The 15,266-nt window shown below is 69.1% G+C and carries 13 protein-coding genes and 1 pseudogene; 6 read left to right on the plus strand and 8 right to left on the minus strand.

Going from position 1 to position 15,266, the window contains the following annotated elements; genetic code table 11:
- Positions 1 to 173: 173 nt before the first annotated feature.
- Both OG819_RS12605 and OG819_RS12610 read left to right on the plus strand, forming a co-directional pair.
- The gene (locus OG819_RS12605) at positions 174 to 650 is read left to right on the plus strand and encodes a hypothetical protein (RefSeq protein WP_266626612.1); all 477 of its coding nucleotides are present in this window, start codon (positions 174 to 176) and stop codon (positions 648 to 650) included.
- Between the two features lie 374 nt (positions 651 to 1,024).
- On the plus strand, positions 1,025 to 1,588 hold the full coding sequence (locus OG819_RS12610; RefSeq protein ID WP_266626610.1) for a cysteine hydrolase family protein: 564 nt from the start codon (positions 1,025 to 1,027) through the stop codon (positions 1,586 to 1,588).
- A gap of 7 nt (positions 1,589 to 1,595) precedes the next feature.
- On the opposite strand, the gene OG819_RS12615 is transcribed toward OG819_RS12610, so the two are convergent.
- Entirely contained in the window at positions 1,596 to 1,775 is a 180-nt protein-coding gene (locus tag OG819_RS12615) for a DUF397 domain-containing protein (protein ID WP_266626608.1), read from the minus strand.
- 2 nt (positions 1,776 to 1,777) lie between these two features.
- Complete coding sequence (locus tag OG819_RS12620) at positions 1,778 to 2,623, minus strand: helix-turn-helix transcriptional regulator (RefSeq protein ID WP_266649449.1); 846 nt, start codon at positions 2,621 to 2,623, stop codon at positions 1,778 to 1,780.
- Between the two features lie 215 nt (positions 2,624 to 2,838).
- Between OG819_RS12620 and OG819_RS12625 the strand changes: the two are divergent.
- Both OG819_RS12625 and OG819_RS12630 read left to right on the plus strand, forming a co-directional pair.
- A pseudogene (locus tag OG819_RS12625) lies at positions 2,839 to 3,289 on the plus strand (ATP-binding protein).
- A gap of 79 nt (positions 3,290 to 3,368) precedes the next feature.
- A complete protein-coding gene (locus OG819_RS12630; protein ID WP_266649451.1) occupies positions 3,369 to 4,325 on the plus strand; it encodes a hypothetical protein in 957 nt (318 codons plus the stop codon).
- 3 nt (positions 4,326 to 4,328) lie between these two features.
- Here the strand turns inward: OG819_RS12630 and OG819_RS12635 are convergent, their stop codons facing one another.
- From OG819_RS12635 to aspS, 3 genes are all read right to left on the minus strand, one after another.
- Positions 4,329 to 5,009: a hypothetical protein gene (locus OG819_RS12635; protein ID WP_266649453.1), complete on the minus strand. Its 681-nt coding sequence runs from the start codon at positions 5,007 to 5,009 to the stop codon at positions 4,329 to 4,331.
- A 207-nt stretch (positions 5,010 to 5,216) separates the two neighbouring features.
- Positions 5,217 to 6,083 carry an intradiol ring-cleavage dioxygenase gene (locus OG819_RS12640; protein WP_266649455.1) on the minus strand — a complete coding sequence of 289 codons (867 nt, stop codon included), beginning with the start codon at positions 6,081 to 6,083 and terminating at the stop codon, positions 5,217 to 5,219.
- 207 nt (positions 6,084 to 6,290) lie between these two features.
- On the minus strand, positions 6,291 to 8,054 hold the full coding sequence (gene aspS / locus OG819_RS12645; protein ID WP_266626598.1) for an aspartate--tRNA ligase: 1,764 nt from the start codon (positions 8,052 to 8,054) through the stop codon (positions 6,291 to 6,293).
- A gap of 173 nt (positions 8,055 to 8,227) precedes the next feature.
- Between aspS and OG819_RS12650 the strand changes: the two genes are divergently transcribed.
- Positions 8,228 to 10,387 (plus strand): SpoIIE family protein phosphatase, encoded by a 2,160-nt coding sequence (locus OG819_RS12650; protein ID WP_266649457.1) that lies wholly within the window; start codon positions 8,228 to 8,230, stop codon positions 10,385 to 10,387.
- A 65-nt stretch (positions 10,388 to 10,452) separates the two neighbouring features.
- Here OG819_RS12650 and OG819_RS12655 read toward each other — a convergent pair whose 3' ends face one another.
- From OG819_RS12655 to OG819_RS12665, 3 genes are all read right to left on the minus strand, one after another.
- Positions 10,453 to 11,520, minus strand: coding sequence for an AI-2E family transporter (locus OG819_RS12655; RefSeq protein ID WP_266649459.1), 1,068 nt, complete (start codon positions 11,518 to 11,520; stop codon positions 10,453 to 10,455).
- A 137-nt stretch (positions 11,521 to 11,657) separates the two neighbouring features.
- The gene (locus tag OG819_RS12660) at positions 11,658 to 12,629 is read right to left on the minus strand and encodes a pirin family protein (RefSeq protein WP_266626592.1); all 972 of its coding nucleotides are present in this window, start codon (positions 12,627 to 12,629) and stop codon (positions 11,658 to 11,660) included.
- 123 nt (positions 12,630 to 12,752) lie between these two features.
- Positions 12,753 to 13,214: an SseB family protein gene (locus tag OG819_RS12665; RefSeq protein ID WP_266432416.1), complete on the minus strand. Its 462-nt coding sequence runs from the start codon at positions 13,212 to 13,214 to the stop codon at positions 12,753 to 12,755.
- Between the two features lie 143 nt (positions 13,215 to 13,357).
- Between OG819_RS12665 and OG819_RS12670 the strand changes: the two genes are divergently transcribed.
- On the plus strand, positions 13,358 to 15,184 hold the full coding sequence (locus OG819_RS12670; RefSeq protein ID WP_266649461.1) for an acyl-CoA dehydrogenase: 1,827 nt from the start codon (positions 13,358 to 13,360) through the stop codon (positions 15,182 to 15,184).
- The last annotated feature ends 82 nt before the right edge of the window (positions 15,185 to 15,266 follow it).

A 15,266-nucleotide genomic window follows, 5' to 3' on the forward strand; every position in this document is an offset into this window, starting at 1 on the left:
GGATTACGGCGTGGCGCTGAGACTCAACGGCCAATTGCCAGACCCCCGGATGGATTCGCCAACAGGATCCGAAGCGGTGCCGGGCCCCTCTCTTTTCCCGCCGTCCGTCTCACCCTTCGGCCGGAAACCGACCCCGCTGGTGACATGCTCTTGACCACCCGTATGGTTTCGCCATGGCAGTCCCTCCGGTCATCCCGATCGCCTACGAGCCGAAGTCCCGCACCGAGAGCATCGGTCGCTACGCGGACGGCCAGTTCCTGGCGTCGATCACCTATGCCTTCCCCGAGGGTTACCGTCCCGACGACGGCTGGGAGCAGCACAAACGTCTCTACACGGTGCTGCACACCTTCGACGCCCAGGGCCGCTACCGCGACTCGGAGATCTGGTGCGCGGGCACCTGGGCCGAACAGCAACTGGCGCCGGACGGACCGGACTCGGTCCTCTCCCGGGCCAGGGCTCACCTGGCGAAACTCCTGCGGAGCCTGCCGCGCCGCTCGTATACGAACATCGCGATCCGTCCCTTCCAACGCACCGTCGACGGCGTGCTGTTCGGCCTGGTGATCAGGGAGGACGAGGAGGAGACCTGGGCCGAGCTCTACCCGGACCGCCTCGCGTTCGCCGAGCCGTGGAACGGCCGGTACGACACCTGAGACGCGCGAGCGCATCCGAGGATAGGGCGCCCGGGGCTTCGCTGCCCCGGGCGCCCTTGCCGTATCCCGGACCTACTTGGTCAGGACGGCACCGGACATGACGGCGCCGAGGCCCGCGGCCGTGACGGCGGCGGCGGAGACGATGACGGCGCGACGCTTGCGGAGGGACCTGCGGTGCGAGGGAGATGCCACGGATGAGTCCTTACGTGGTGGTGGAGCACGTGTCGTGGTGCGCGAAGCTCCGCTGAACGGTGCTTCTGACTCATCAGTGGCCGCGACGACCGAAAAGGTCGCCGTCCTGAGAAACCTCCACCGTGGCTCGGTCGATCCCCCAGACTTGCCCTTGTTTCCCCAGTGCCGAAGGGACCGCGAGCATGGCGAACAGCGCACTCCTCGTGATGGACGTCCAACGGGACATCGTGGCCATCGCCGACGACGGCTCCGGATATCTGCCGCGCCTGCGCAGGGCGATCGACGGTGCCCGCGCGGCGGGCATCCCCGTGATCTACGTGGTCATCGCGTTACGGCCGGACGACCCGGAAGTCAGCCCCCGCAACAGGGTGATCACGAACGCCGTGCGGGCCGGCCTGTTCACCGAGGGCGCCCCCGGCACCGAGATCCATCACGACATCGCGCCCCGGCAGGGCGACGTCGTGGTCACCAAGAGACGAGGGAGCGCCTTCTCGGGCAGCGACTTCGACCTGGTCCTCAGGGCTCGTGACATCGACAGCCTCGTTGTCACCGGTATCGCCACCAGCGGCGTGGTGCTGTCCACCCTGTGCCACGCCATCGACCTGGACTTCGGCCTCACCGTCCTGACGGACGCCTGCCTCGACACCGACCCCGAGGTACACCGACTCCTCACCGAGAAGCTGTTCCCGCAATGGGCGGATGCCGTCACCGTCGAGGACTGGCTCAAATCCCTCACACCGCAATAGCGGTGGTTCAGGGACGCTCCGCACGGATCCGCCGAAGCAGCGCGACGAGGCCGACGGGAGAGAGGGGGAGTATTCGGTCAGGCTCGTCGCTTTCACGGAGCAGCAACGTGCCGTCGCGGTGGGCGAGTTCGACGCATTCGTTACCTGCCGCGCCACCGGAGAAGGACGACTTCTGCCACTGGATCACGCCTACAACTCCTTCGACAGACGGTGGATGAAGTCCCGCGACTGCTTGGTGTCGAGAGACGCCGACTCCACCTTACGGAAGAGTGTTCGCATGGCGCCGAGTTGAGCAGAGGCGTCCACGAACGCCGAGCCGTAGGGCGTATCTCTCTGCACTGTGTCCAGGGCGGCCACACGACCACCGACATAGACCAACGACGAGCTGGCTCCGGCGAATCCATCGACCTCGAAGGGGATCACCCGTAGGGCGACGTTCGGCCGCTCCGACTGACGCAGCAACTCGCCAAGTTGCGCCAGGGCCGTCGCCCGGTCGGCGACTCGGGTACGCAGTACGGACTCGTGCAGGACCGCCTCGTACGGAACGTCCTCTCTTGCCAGCAGCTGCTGGCGGCGCATGCGGTACGCGACCCACAGCTCCAGCTCACTGTCAGGAAGTGGCGGAATCCAGTAGCCGAACACCGCCCGCGCGTATTCCTCGGTCTGGAGCAGCCCTGGCACATGAGCGGTCGCAATGACCTGAATGAAACGTGCGTGGTGTTCCAGCTCCGCCAGGTCCAGGAACTCGGACGGCAGTACGTCCCGGTACTCCTCCCACCACCCCCGCGTGCGATCCGTTGCCATCTCCGCCAGTGCGTCGACCAACTCGGCGTTCCCACAGGCGTACTGAGCCGCGATCCTCCGGAGCCGAACCTCGCTGACCCCGGCGACGCCTGATTCGATCTGGCTCATCGTCACCGAGATCGTGCCCAGCACCCGAGCTGCCTCGCGCGCCGTCAGCCCCGCCGCCTCACGCAGTTTCCGCAGCTCACGCCCCAACCGCTCCTGGCGAACCGTTGGTTGCTTACGTGGCACCCATACCTCCCCTGATCACCACATCGAGTGACCAGGGTACGACAACGGGGTGCGGCGAACTAAATTTAGTATCTACTCTCAGTGACGCGACGCACACCCTGCGGAACCCCGGGGCACCGGAAGCGCACCGCACCGTCATGCCACGACGGCCGCGACATGCCACCGCCCGACCACCGCAGCGGCCCCCAACCCCCGCTCCACCCCAGGAGTCACGGATGCCCGACACCCAAACAGCCACCACCCCATCGGAATACACCCTCTACATCCCCAACGACCCCCGAGCCGTCCCGATCTGTCGCCGTACCGTCCGCCTGATCCTCGCCACCCACGGCCTCCCCCACTTCACGGAAGCCGCCGAACTGCTGGCGACGGAGCTGGTCACCAACGCCGTACAGCACACGAAGGGCCCCGCCGCCCTACGCCTCCGCGCGGAGAACGGCACCCTCCGCATCGGCGTCTGGGACGCGGACCCCACCCCACCCCACCCCACCCCACCCCACCCCACCCCACCCGACCGGGCACCCCGCCCCGGAGGCCGAAACGGGCCGCGGCCTAGCCCCCGTCCACAGCTGTGCAAACACCTGGGGATGGGTTCATCAACGGGACGTCAGAAACATCATCGGCACCGGCAAGTACATCTGGTGCGAACTGACCGCCGCGGCGTGAACGTTTCGTCGACCCCCGAAAGAGTGATCCCCTCACATCGGCCAAACACCCGGCCCAAGATCCCTCTAGGTTCCGCCACATGGTCACATCAACCCACGAGGTCTCGCACCGGATCTTCGCCAAGCACCCAGAGGCCCTCGCGCCCGTCTACGAGGCGCTCGGTGTCCCGCCGCCTACGAAGTCGGACATCAGGGAAATCACGCCCGACGCGACGGAGATCCGGCCGCTGGAACGCCGGGTGGACACCGTGCTGAAGGTCGAGCCGCCCGAGGGGGAGCACTATCTGCTCGCCATCGAGGCCCAGACCAAACGGGCCCCGGACAAGGCGACGAACTGGGCGTATTACGTCGCCTATCTGCGCGCGACGTACGACCTCCCGGTACTGCTCGTTGTCGTCTGCCGGGACCGCCACACCGCAGACTGGGCGGTCGGCCCCTTCGAGTGCGGCGTGGGCCCTTGGACGACCCAGGTCACGCGCCCGTTCGTACTCGGGCCCCGGACCGTTCCGGAAATCACGGACCCGTCGACCGCGGCCCGGCGGCCGGGGCTGGCGGTGCTCTCGGCCATCGTTCATAGCGACAGCAGGAGAGGCGGCGCCATACTGGACACCGTGGCCGACGGATGGCGGTCGTTCGACAAGGACACTCTGGCGTACTGGTTCGAAACGATGGAAATCGCCCTGACGAACACCCCAGCCAGGGCGAAGTGGAGGGAGCTGCAAATGGCGGTCGGCACTTACTACCCGGGCCAGGGAACCCTCATCGAGGAGAAGTACCTGGAAGGCAAGGCCGAAGGCGAGGCCAAGGGCGAAGTCAAGGGCGAGGCCAAGGACCGTGCCACCCTTATCCTGCGCGTGCTGGAGAAGCACGCTGTCGGTATCCCTGAGGACATCCAAAAGCGCATCACCTCATGCACCGACCTCGACACCCTCATGCTCTGGTTCGACCGGTCCCTGACCGCCACCACGGCCGAGGACCTGTTCGCCGAAAACGAAGACGGCCGGGCTGAAGGCAACCAGAACCAGACCTCCGCCTGACCATCAAGAGCGCCCCCCGAAGTCCCCCAAGCCTCCCAACCCGCCGAATCCCCCGGATCCGCCCGTCGGGCCACCCCCGTGCGGGTGGCGGAGGCCGTCGAGGAGGGCGTCGGCCAGGATCACCCCGCCGGCTCCGGCCGCGCCGGCGACGAGGGCCGTCTTCCACCAGGGGGAGCTGTACCAACCGCCCGGTATCCGTCGGCCGTCCACGACCCCGCCGGGGTAGTAGTACGGCGTCGCGTCACCGGGGCGGGGCGAGGCCGCGTAGGTCCTGCCGTCGATCGTGACGTGGCCGTCCCGGGCGGTGACCGAGCCCGTGCCCAGGTCGGGGAGGGCGGGGCCGGGGTCGAGGCCCAGCGACGTACGGGCGGCGCGGACGTAGTGGAGGCCCTCCAGGGCCGTCTGTGAAGCCATCGCGTACTGCGCGCCGGAGCGAGCCGTGGCCAACTGACCCTGCGCGGCCCGGTGGCGCTCGGCGGCGTCGGTCAGCGCCTGCGCCGCCGTCGCCTCGCCCCCCGCGTCGAGCGTCGACAGGCTTCCGCCGAGCCGCTCCACCCAGCGGTGGGCCTCCGCCTCCGCGTCCAGGTCGGACACCGCGCCGTACGGCTGCGACAACCGTCGCTGGTAGGCGACCGCGGCCACCGCTCCGACGATCAGCAACAGTGCGACCAGTACGACTCCCATGGCTTCCTCCGGCGCTTGCGATGTCCCGGTACGGCGCGAGGTGACCTCACCCGCCTCCCCACATCACACGCCCCGCCACTGTGCACCCCCGCCGAACCGCCTGTGCGTCCACGGTGAACCTCCCCGGACGCCGGGCCCCGGCGCCCGTACAGCCCAGAGGGCCCGGAACCAGTGGAGTTCCGGGCCCTGGTCGAGCGAGCTGGTGGGTCAGCTCGCCGAGGGCGACGCCGACGCGCTCGGCTGCGTGTCCGAGCTGTCGTGCGTCTCGTCCGGGGCCACGCCCATCGTCAGGTGGGCGTGGACTCCCTTCGCGATGTGCCTCTTGTCGTACCTGAGGTACAGGAGGCCGCCAGTGTGGCCGTTCTGGGGGTAGATCGTGTCTTCGGTGAGCGTGGTGCGCGTGGAGGTGTTGGTGGAGTACGGGGCGACCTCCGCCGACGCCAGCACCGATTTCTCGTCGAAGAAGAACTGGCCCGTGTGGCAGGTGTGCCCGCCCTCGTAGCCCGCGTCGGTCCAGGTGCCGTCGACGTGCACCTTCGTGTGGATGTGGACGGCGCGGCCCTGGTACCAGCCCGGGAAGATCGTCTTGAAGGTGACGCGGCCGTGCCGGTCCGTGCGCCAGGTGCCACGCAGGTAGCGGTCGTCGTCGGTCGGCTCCTGGTGGCCCCCGCCGCCGCCCGGGCCGCCGGTCGGGGGCTCGCCGGTCGGGGTGCCGGAGGGCGGCGGGCCCGTCGGGGCCGGGCCGCCACCGCCGTTGCCGCTCGACTCGTAGCCCGAGTAGACGCCCGTCGCGCTGCAGTGCCAGATGTCCACGGCCGCGTTCCTGAGCGGCTTGCAGGTGTCCGCGTCGATCACCTTGAGTTCGAGGGTGAGCGGGATGCCCTCCTGGTCCTCGGTGACGTCCCGGCGGATCTTGTCGGCGTCGATGTAGTACGGGCCCTCGACCAGCTCCGAGGTGAGCGTGTAGCACGTTTCCGCCGGAGCGGACCCCTCCGGAGCGGTCTCCTCCGCCGACGCGTTCACCGACAGCGCGCCGCCGACCCCTATCGCGGTCACCGCCACGCCACTTGCCATCAGGACCGTCCGGCGGGCCAACGTCCCTCTTTTTTCGGGTACTTGAGAATCCGTCATGACCCGGCACGGTAGAGGTGGGAAGCCTGGATAAAATATTGGAATGCGCTGTGAAACGTGGTGCGCAAGCGAAAGGGCTCGAAACCGGCGCCGGTTTCGAGCCCTTCGGCCTGTCTGAGGCCTGTCTGAGGCCTGCCTGAGGCCGACTTCCTACTTCGGCTGCGGCTTGCGCACCGAGAGGTGCAGCTCCCGCAGACGGGTCTCGTCCAGCTCCGTCGGCGCGCCCATCATCAGGTCCTGCGCGTTGCCGTTGAGCGGGAACGCGATCGTCTCGCGGATGTTCGGCTCGTCCGCGAGGAGCATGACGATGCGGTCGACGCCCGGGGCGATACCGCCGTGCGGCGGGGCGCCGAAGCGGAAGGCGCGCAGCATGCCGGCGAACTGCTCCTCGACGGTGTCACGGTCGTAGCCCGCGATCTCGAAGGCCTTGAGCATGATCTCGGGCTCGTGGTTGCGGATCGCGCCGGAGGACAGCTCGACGCCGTTGCAGACGATGTCGTACTGCCAGCCCAGGATGTCCAGCGGGTCCTGGGTCTCCAGGGCCTCCAGGCCGCCCTGGGGCATCGAGAACGGGTTGTGCGAGAAGTCGATCTTCCCGGTGTCCTCGTCCTTCTCGTACATCGGGAAGTCGACGATCCAGCAGAACCGGAAGACGTTCTCCTCGAAGTTGCCCGAGCGCTTCGCGGCCTCGACCCGCACCGCGCCCATGATCTTCGAGACCTCGTCGAACTCGCCCGCGCCGAAGAACACCGCGTGGCCGGGAGCCAGGGAGAGGCGCTTGGTCAGCTCGGCGACGTTGTCCTCGGTGAGGAACTTGGCGATCGGGCCCGTCAGCGAGCCGTCCTCACCCACCCGCACCCAGGCCAGGCCCTTCGCGCCCTGCTCGACCGCGTAGTCGCCGAGGCCGTCGAAGAACTTCCGCGTCTGACCGGACACGTCCGGCACCGGCAGGGCGCGTACGTGCTTGCCGGCGAAGGCCTTGAACTCCGAGCCCTCGAAGATGTCGGTGATGTCGACGAGTTCCAGCTGGGCGCGCAGGTCCGGCTTGTCGGAGCCGTACTTCAGCATCGACTCGCGGAACGGGATGCGCGGGAAGGGGGAGGTGACGTGACGGCCACCGCCGAACTCCTCGAACAGCTCCGTCATCAGCTTCTCGATGGGCTGGAAGACGTCCTCCTGCTCGACGAAGGACATCTCCACGTCGAGCTGGTAGAACTCACCCGGCGAACGGTCGGCGCGCGCGTCCTCGTCGCGGAAGCAGGGCGCGATCTGGAAGTAGCGGTCGAAGCCGGAGATCATCAGTAGCTGCTTGAACTGCTGCGGGGCCTGCGGCAGGGCGTAGAACTTGCCCGGGTTCAGCCGGGAGGGGACCACGAAGTCGCGCGCGCCCTCGGGGGAGGTGGCACTGAGGATCGGGGTCGCCATCTCGTTGAAGCCCAGCGCCGTCATCTTGTGACGGATCGCGGAGATCACGGCCGTACGCAGCAGGATGTTGCGGTGCATGCGCTCGCGGCGCAGGTCGAGGAAGCGGTACTCCAGACGCCGCTCCTCGTTGACGCCGTCCTCGGCGTTGATCGTGAACGGCAGCGGGGCGGCGGCGCCGAGCAGCTCGACCTCGCTCACCTCGACCTCGACCTCGCCGGTGGGCAGATCCGGGTTGACATTCTCCGCTCCGCGCGAGACGACCTTGCCGTCGACGCGGACCGTCGACTCCTTGGTGACCTTGTCGAGAGCCTCGTAGGCGGGCGTGCCGGGGCGGGCGACGAGCTGCGTGATGCCGTAGTGATCGCGCAGATCGATGAAGAGGATGCCGCCCAGGTCTCGGCGATTGTGCAGCCAGCCGCTCAGCCGGACGTCGCTACCGACGTCAGAGGCGCGGAGCTCGCCGCAGGTGTGGGACCTGTACCGATGCATCGTCGTTCATCCAGTCTTCGCGGATCGGGGTCTGTCTCACATGAGCTTGGGTCTGTTTCACGTGAAACTTCCGGGCCGACGCCCGGATCCCCCAAGGGTACCGGCCACCCAAAGATCACCACTCCGAATACCCTCGGTGGCACCTTCCGATCACCTCTCCATACAGTGGGTCAATGCGCACTGGTGAGCCCCTGCCAGCCGTGGGGGACGTTCTGGCCGCCCTTGCGACCGGCGTGTGGCGCTTGGACAACACACACGGGCAGGTCACCATCGACGCCGAGGCCGCCCGGCTCCTCGGGCTGCCCCCGGAAGCGGCGACCGTCACCGAAGTGGCCATGCGGTCCCGGTTCCACCCGGCCGACTGGAACGAGGTCGTCGGCGTCGTACAGCTCGCCGTCGCCGAGAACACGATCGCCGAGGTCCGGCTGCGGGTCATGGACGAGCACGGGCGGGTGATCCGTACCGTGCGCAGCCGCTCCAAGCCGACCATCGACCCCGAGACCGGGGAGTTCCTGCTGTTCGGCACCCTCCAGGAGGTCACCGAGCCCTCGGGGGCCACCGCCGCGCGCACCCCGCTCACCGGCGACTGGCGCCGCTCCCGCGAGGCGTTCCTGCTGGACGCCGGGCGGGCGCTGGCCGAGGCGCGGTCCACGGCGGAGGTACTGCGGGTCGCGGCGGGCCTGTCGATGCCGGGGTTCACACCGGACGGCCTGGCCGTCTTCGGCGTGGACGGGGACCGGCTCACCGTCATCGGCCACCACGGGCAGAAGCCGGGAGACGAAGGCCCTTTCACGCATATGTCCTTGGCCACCGATTACCCGGCCGCGGAGGTCGTCCGCACGGGCCGCGCCGTCTACCTCTCCTCCCCGGAGGACTACAAGGAGCGCTATCCCGTCTCCTGGCCGCTCGCCCAGCACTTCGGGCGGGAGTCCTGGGCCTTTCTTCCGCTGACCGTCGCCGGGCGCACGATGGGCGCGTGGATGGCGGCCTTCACCTACCCCGTCAGCTTCACGCCCGACGAGCGCTCGGTGCTGACGACCGTGGCCCGGATGCTGGCTCAGGCCCTCTCCCGGGCCGTGGCCGCCGAGACGGAGCGGGAGCTCACCGACGGGCTGCAGCGCTCGATGATGCCCACGCTCGGCCCCCAGATGCCGGGCATGGAGGTCGCCGCGCGCTATGTCCCCACCGGCGGTGGCCTCCAGGTCGGCGGTGACTGGTACGACGTGATCCCGCTGCCGACCGGCCGCTTCGCCCTGGTCATCGGCGACGTCCAGGGCCACGACGTGCGCGCCGCGGGACTGATGGGCCAGCTCCGTATCGCCCTGCGCGCATACGCCTCCGAGGGCCACCGGCCGGACGCGGTCCTCTCCCGGGCCTCGCGGTTCCTGTCCGGGGTCACCGACTCGGTGACGTACGGCTCCACCGGCCGAAGCGGCGGCAACACCTCGGACCCGCGCTTCGCGACCTGCCTGTACGTCGAGGTGGACCCCGCGACCGGCATGCTCGACTTCGCCCGTGCCGGCCACCCGGACCCCGCGATACGTATGGCGGACGGGACAGTGCTGATACGCCCCACGGCGGGCGGACTGCCACTCGGCATCGACCCGGACGCCGACTACCCCACGACCCGGCTCGCCCTGGAACCCGGCGAGACCATGCTGATCTGCACCGACGGGCTGATCGAGACCGGCGGCCACGACCTCGACACCGGGTGGCGCCGTATCCGCCGCATTCTGGAGTCCCACGACGGCGACATGGAAGAGCTCGCCGACGCGCTGGTCCAGGGCGTGCACGGGCCCTCCTCGCACCACACCCCCGGGCCGCTGGCCGACCGGCGCGAGGACGACATAGCCGTCCTGCTGCTGAGCCGGCAGGGCGAGCGGCGCGGCGACACGGTCGAGGCCCCGGCCTCCCCCTCGGTGCGCCGCACCGCGCTGACCGTGGCGCAGGCCGAGCCCGAGCGGATCGCGGAGGCCCGCCAGCAGCTGCGCGAGATGCTGCACGACTGGGCCTCCGACGACCAGCGCGACTCGGCGGTCCTCCTCGTCTCCGAGATGCTGACCAACGTCCTCGTCCACACCGACGCCGACGCGCTGCTCGTCGCCGAGGTGACCGGCGGTCCGGACGACCGCCGGATACGGATCGAGGTCACCGACGCCAGCGACGACCTGCCTCATCGCCGCCACCCCGGCGAACTGGCGTCCTCCGGACGTGGGCTGGTGCTCATGGAATTCCTGGCCGACTCCTGGGGCGTCGACCCGCGGGGCGAGGGCAAGAGCATCTGGTTCGAGTTCTACGAGACCGACGGCGAGCACGACGACGAGCGGTTCTGACGGTCGGACGACCGGGCGCCGGAAGGGCCCGGGGGAGCCGGGGGAGCCGGGGAGCGTCCGGCGGGTCAGACAGGCGGCTCCGGGGCTTCCGACGGGGCCGGGGAGGCCGACGCGTAGCGGGTGCGCAGCTCCGAGAGGACCCCGAACCCGGCGGCTGTCAGCGGTACGGCGAGCAGCATGCCCAGGATGCCCGCGACGGAGGCGCCCGCCGTGATCGTCAGCATCACCACCGCCGGGTGCATCTGCACGGTCCGGCTCTGGATCATCGGCTGCAGCACATGCCCTTCGAGGACCTGCACGGCGAGAACGACCCCGAGCGCCCACAGCGCGATCACGAACCCCCGGTCGGCGAGCGCGACCAGCACGGCCACCGCGCCGGACAGGAACGCGCCGAGATACGGGATGAACGCCCCCACGAAGACCAGCGCCCCGAGCCCGACCGCGCCCGGGACACGCAGGATCAGCAGCCCGATCGCGATGCACAGGGCGTCGATGAGGGCGATCACCGTGGTCCCGCGCATGAAGCCCTGGACGGCGTCGAAGGCGCGCCGGGCCATGACCTCCACCGTGTCCGCGGTGCCGCGCGGCGCCAGCGAGCGCAGCAGCCCGGCGGTGCGGTGGGAGTCGCGCAGGAAGAAGAAGACGAGCAGCAGGGCCAGTACGGCCATGGCGATGGACTCCCCCACCACGCTCACGCCACTGATGACGTTGGACGCGGCCGTCCCGCCGAACTTGGCCAGCAGGTCCTTGGCGTTGGAGGCGAGGTCGTCGAGGGAGGTCCCCGCCGCGCCGAAGTGCTGGGCCACGGACCGCGCGGCGTGCTTGAGGGAGGCGACGATCTCGTCCCCGGTGTCGATGAGCGCGGCGACCACGATGTAGACGGCGCCGCCGACGACCACGACCACCGCGACACAGGTGAGCGCGGCGGCCAGCGACCGGTTGACGCCGACGTCCACCAGCCGCCGGTACATCGGCCCGAGCAGCGCGGTGCCGAGCAGCGCGAGCAGCACGGGCACGATCGCCGTGCGGAACTCCCCGCACAGCCGGATCCCGACCCACGCCACACCGGCGACGAGCAGGATCACGGCGCACCAGGCGGCCAGCCGCCGCACGCCTTCGGGGAGTAGCTGCACGCTTCCACCCGACCACGCGAGGACCGTGCCGTCCCGCCGGGACGGCCCGCCCGGGTGACACGGCGTCAGCGCGAAAGGCCCCGTCCGGCGTGCGGACGGGGCCTTTTCCGCCGAGGCGGAAGGGAGTCGGAAGGGGATTACATCCCGCCCTCGGACATTCCGTGCACCGCCGGGATGGTGCCCAGGCGGCCCTTCTGGAAGTCCTCGAAGGCCTGCTGCAGCTCCTCGCGGGTGTTCATCACGAAGGGGCCGTAGTGGGCCATGGGCTCGCGGATCGGCTGTCCGCCGAGGAGGACGACCTCGAGGTCCGGCGTGTTCGCGTCCTGCTTCTCGTCCGCGCGGACGGTCAGCGAGCCGCCCGCGCCGAAGACGGCGGTCTGGCCGGTGTGGACCGGGCGACGGCCCGTACCGACGCTGCCGCGTCCGGCGAGTACGTACGCGAGACCGTTGAAGTCCTCACGCCAGGGGAGCGTCATCTCGGCGCCGGGCGCCAGGGTCGCGTGGACCATGGTGATCGGCGTGTGCGTGACGCCGGGGCCCTCGTGGCCGTCGAGCTCACCGGCGATGACGCGCAGCAGCGCGCCGCCGTCGGGGGTGCTCAGCAGCTGGACCGAGCCGCCGCGGATGTCCTGGTACCGGGGCGCCATCATCTTGTCCTTGGCCGGGAGGTTCACCCACAGCTGGAGGCCGTGGAAGAGGCCGCCGGACATGACGAGCGACTCCGGCGGGGCCTCGATGTGCAGGAGGCCGGCGCCCGCGGTCATCCACTGGGTGTCACCGTTGGTGATGGTGCCGCCACCACCGTTGGAGTCCTGGTGGTCGAAGATGCCGTCGATGATGTAGGTCACGGTCTCGAAGCCGCGGTGGGGGTGCCAGGGGGTGCCCTTGGGCTCGCCCGGCGCGTACTCCACCTCGCCCATCTGGTCCATCATGATGAACGGGTCGAGGTGGCGGTAGTTGATCCCGGCGAACGCGCGGCGCACTGGGAAGCCCTCGCCCTCGAAGCCGCTGGGCGCGGTCGTCACGGTGAGCACGGGACGGTCCACGGCGTCGGCCGGCGCGACCACACGGGGAAGGGTCAGCGGGTTCTCGACGGTCACTGCAGGCATGTCGGTACCTCCTTGCGCTTCGAGTTTAGTTGATTGTTGAACTTTCTGCCACCCACAACGACGGACGCCCGGAGGGCATTCCCTCCGGGCGTCCGGACTGTCGCAGGAGTAGGGGAGCGGGCGCTAGCCGTACATGCGGCGCATGGCGAAGTCCACCATCTGCTCCACGGCCTTCGCGTCGAAGACCATACGATGCTCCCCCTCCATGTCGACGACGAAGCCGTAACCGGTGGGGAGCAGGTCGATCACCTCGGCGCCGGTGATCACGAAGTACTTGGACTCCTTGCCGGCGTACCGGCGCAGCTCCTTGAGCGAGGTGAACATCGGGATGACCGGCTGCTGGGTGTTGTGCAGCGCCAGGAACCCGGGGTTGTCGCCACGTGGGCAGTAGACCTTCGACGTCGCGAAGACCTGCTGGAAGTCCTCCGCGGACATCGATCCCGTGGTGAACGCGCGCACCGCGTCCGCCAGCGAGGGCGGGGACGGCTCGGGATAGAGCGGCGGCTGCTGGCCGTACCCGCCGGGCATCTGCTGCGGCGGGGCGTACTGCTGCTGGGCGCCCGCATTCTGGTCGTAGCCGTACATGGGTCAAAGAGTAGTCGGCCACATATGAGCCATCAGGGGTTGATTCTTATTACCGACGGGTAGCATCATCTTGGCTACTTGCCGGTACGTGTAACGAGGCTGCGAGTACCTCCGCCTCCCCGATCCCTTACGGAGCCGTCGCCATGGGGCACTACAAGTCGAATCTCCGCGACATCGAGTTCAACCTCTTCGAGGTGCTCGGGCGCGACAAGGTGTATGGCACCGGACCGTTCGCGGAGATGGACGTCGACACCGCCAAGAGCGTCCTCGAGGAGCTGACCCGCCTCTCGGAGAACGAGCTGGCGGAGTCGTTCGCGGACGCCGACCGCAACCCGCCGGTCTTCGACCCGGAGACCAACGCGGCTCCCGTACCGGCATCCTTCAAGAAGTCGTACCGGGCCTTCATGGACTCCGAGTACTGGCGTCTGGGCCTGCCCGAGGAGCTCGGCGGCACCACCTCGCCCCGCTCCCTGATCTGGGCGTACGCGGAGCTGATCCTCGGCGCGAACCCGGCGGTCTGGATGTACTCCTCCGGCCCCGCCTTCGCGGGCATCCTCTTCGAGGAGGGCACCGAGGTCCAGAAGCACATAGCGAAGATCGCCGTCGAGAAGCAGTGGGGCTCCACCATGGTGCTCACCGAGCCGGACGCCGGCTCGGACGTGGGCGCGGGCCGCACCAAGGCCGTCCAGCAGGAGGACGGCTCCTGGCACATCGAGGGCGTGAAGCGCTTCATCACCTCGGGTGAGCACGACATGGAGGAGAACATCCTCCACTATGTCCTCGCCCGCCCCGAGGGCGCCGGCCCCGGCACCAAGGGCCTGTCCCTCTTCCTCGTCCCGAAGTACGAGTTCGACTTCGAGACCGGCCAGCTGGGCGAGCGCAACGGCGCGTACGCGACGAACGTCGAGCACAAGATGGGCCTCAAGGCGTCCAACACGTGCGAGATGACCTTCGGCGACCGCCACCCCGCCAAGGGCTGGCTGATCGGCGACAAGCACGACGGCATCCGCCAGATGTTCCGGATCATCGAGTTCGCCCGCATGATGGTCGGCACGAAGGCGATCTCGACCCTGTCCACGGGTTACCTGAACGCCCTGGAGTACGCCAAGGAGCGCGTCCAGGGTCCCGACCTCGCGAACTTCATGGACAAGGCCGCGCCCAAGGTCACCATCACGCACCACCCGGACGTGCGCCGCTCGCTGATGACGCAGAAGGCGTACGCGGAGGGCATGCGCGCCCTGGTGCTGCACACCGCCGCGATCCAGGACGAGATCCAGGTCAAGGAGGCCGCCGGCGAGGACACCGCCGCCCTGGAGGCCCTCAACGACCTGCTCCTGCCGATCGTGAAGGGCTACGGCTCCGAGAAGGGCTACGAGCAGCTCGCCCAGTCGTTGCAGACCTTCGGCGGCTCCGGCTTCCTGCAGGAGTACCCGATCGAGCAGTACATCCGCGACGCCAAGATCGACACCCTGTACGAGGGCACGACCGCGATCCAGGGCCAGGACTTCTTCTTCCGCAAGATCGTCCGCAACCAGGGCGCGGCGCTGAACTCCCTCGCCGAGGACATCAAGAAGTTCCTGGCGCTCGGCACGGGCGGCGAGGACCTGTCCGCGGCCCGCGAGCAGCTCGCCAAGGCGGCCGTCGAACTGGAGGCCATCGTCGGCCTCATGCTCACGGACCTCGCGGCCACCGAGCAGGACGTCAAGAACATCTACAAGGTCGGCCTGAACACCACCCGCCTGCTGCTGGCCTCCGGTGACGTCGTCGTCGGCTACCTGCTGCTGCGCGGTGCCGCGGTGGCCGCCGAGAAGCTGGAGACGGCCTCGGCGAAGGACAAGCCCTTCTACACCGGCAAGATCGCCGCGGCGAAGTTCTTCGCCGCCAACGTCCTGCCCGGCGTCACCGGCGCCCGCAAGCTCGCCGAGGGCGTGGACCTGGACCTGATGGAGCTGGACGAGGCGGCGTTCTGATCCTCCTGACCCTCGCGGTCTGAGGGCATCGCGTCGCCGTCGGCGGCCCGTTCCCGGAGCGAATCTCCGGGGGCGGGCCGCC

Origin of the sequence: Streptomyces sp. NBC_01549 (genome assembly GCF_026339955.1) — a bacterium.
Lineage (GTDB): Bacteria > Actinomycetota > Actinomycetes > Streptomycetales > Streptomycetaceae > Streptomyces.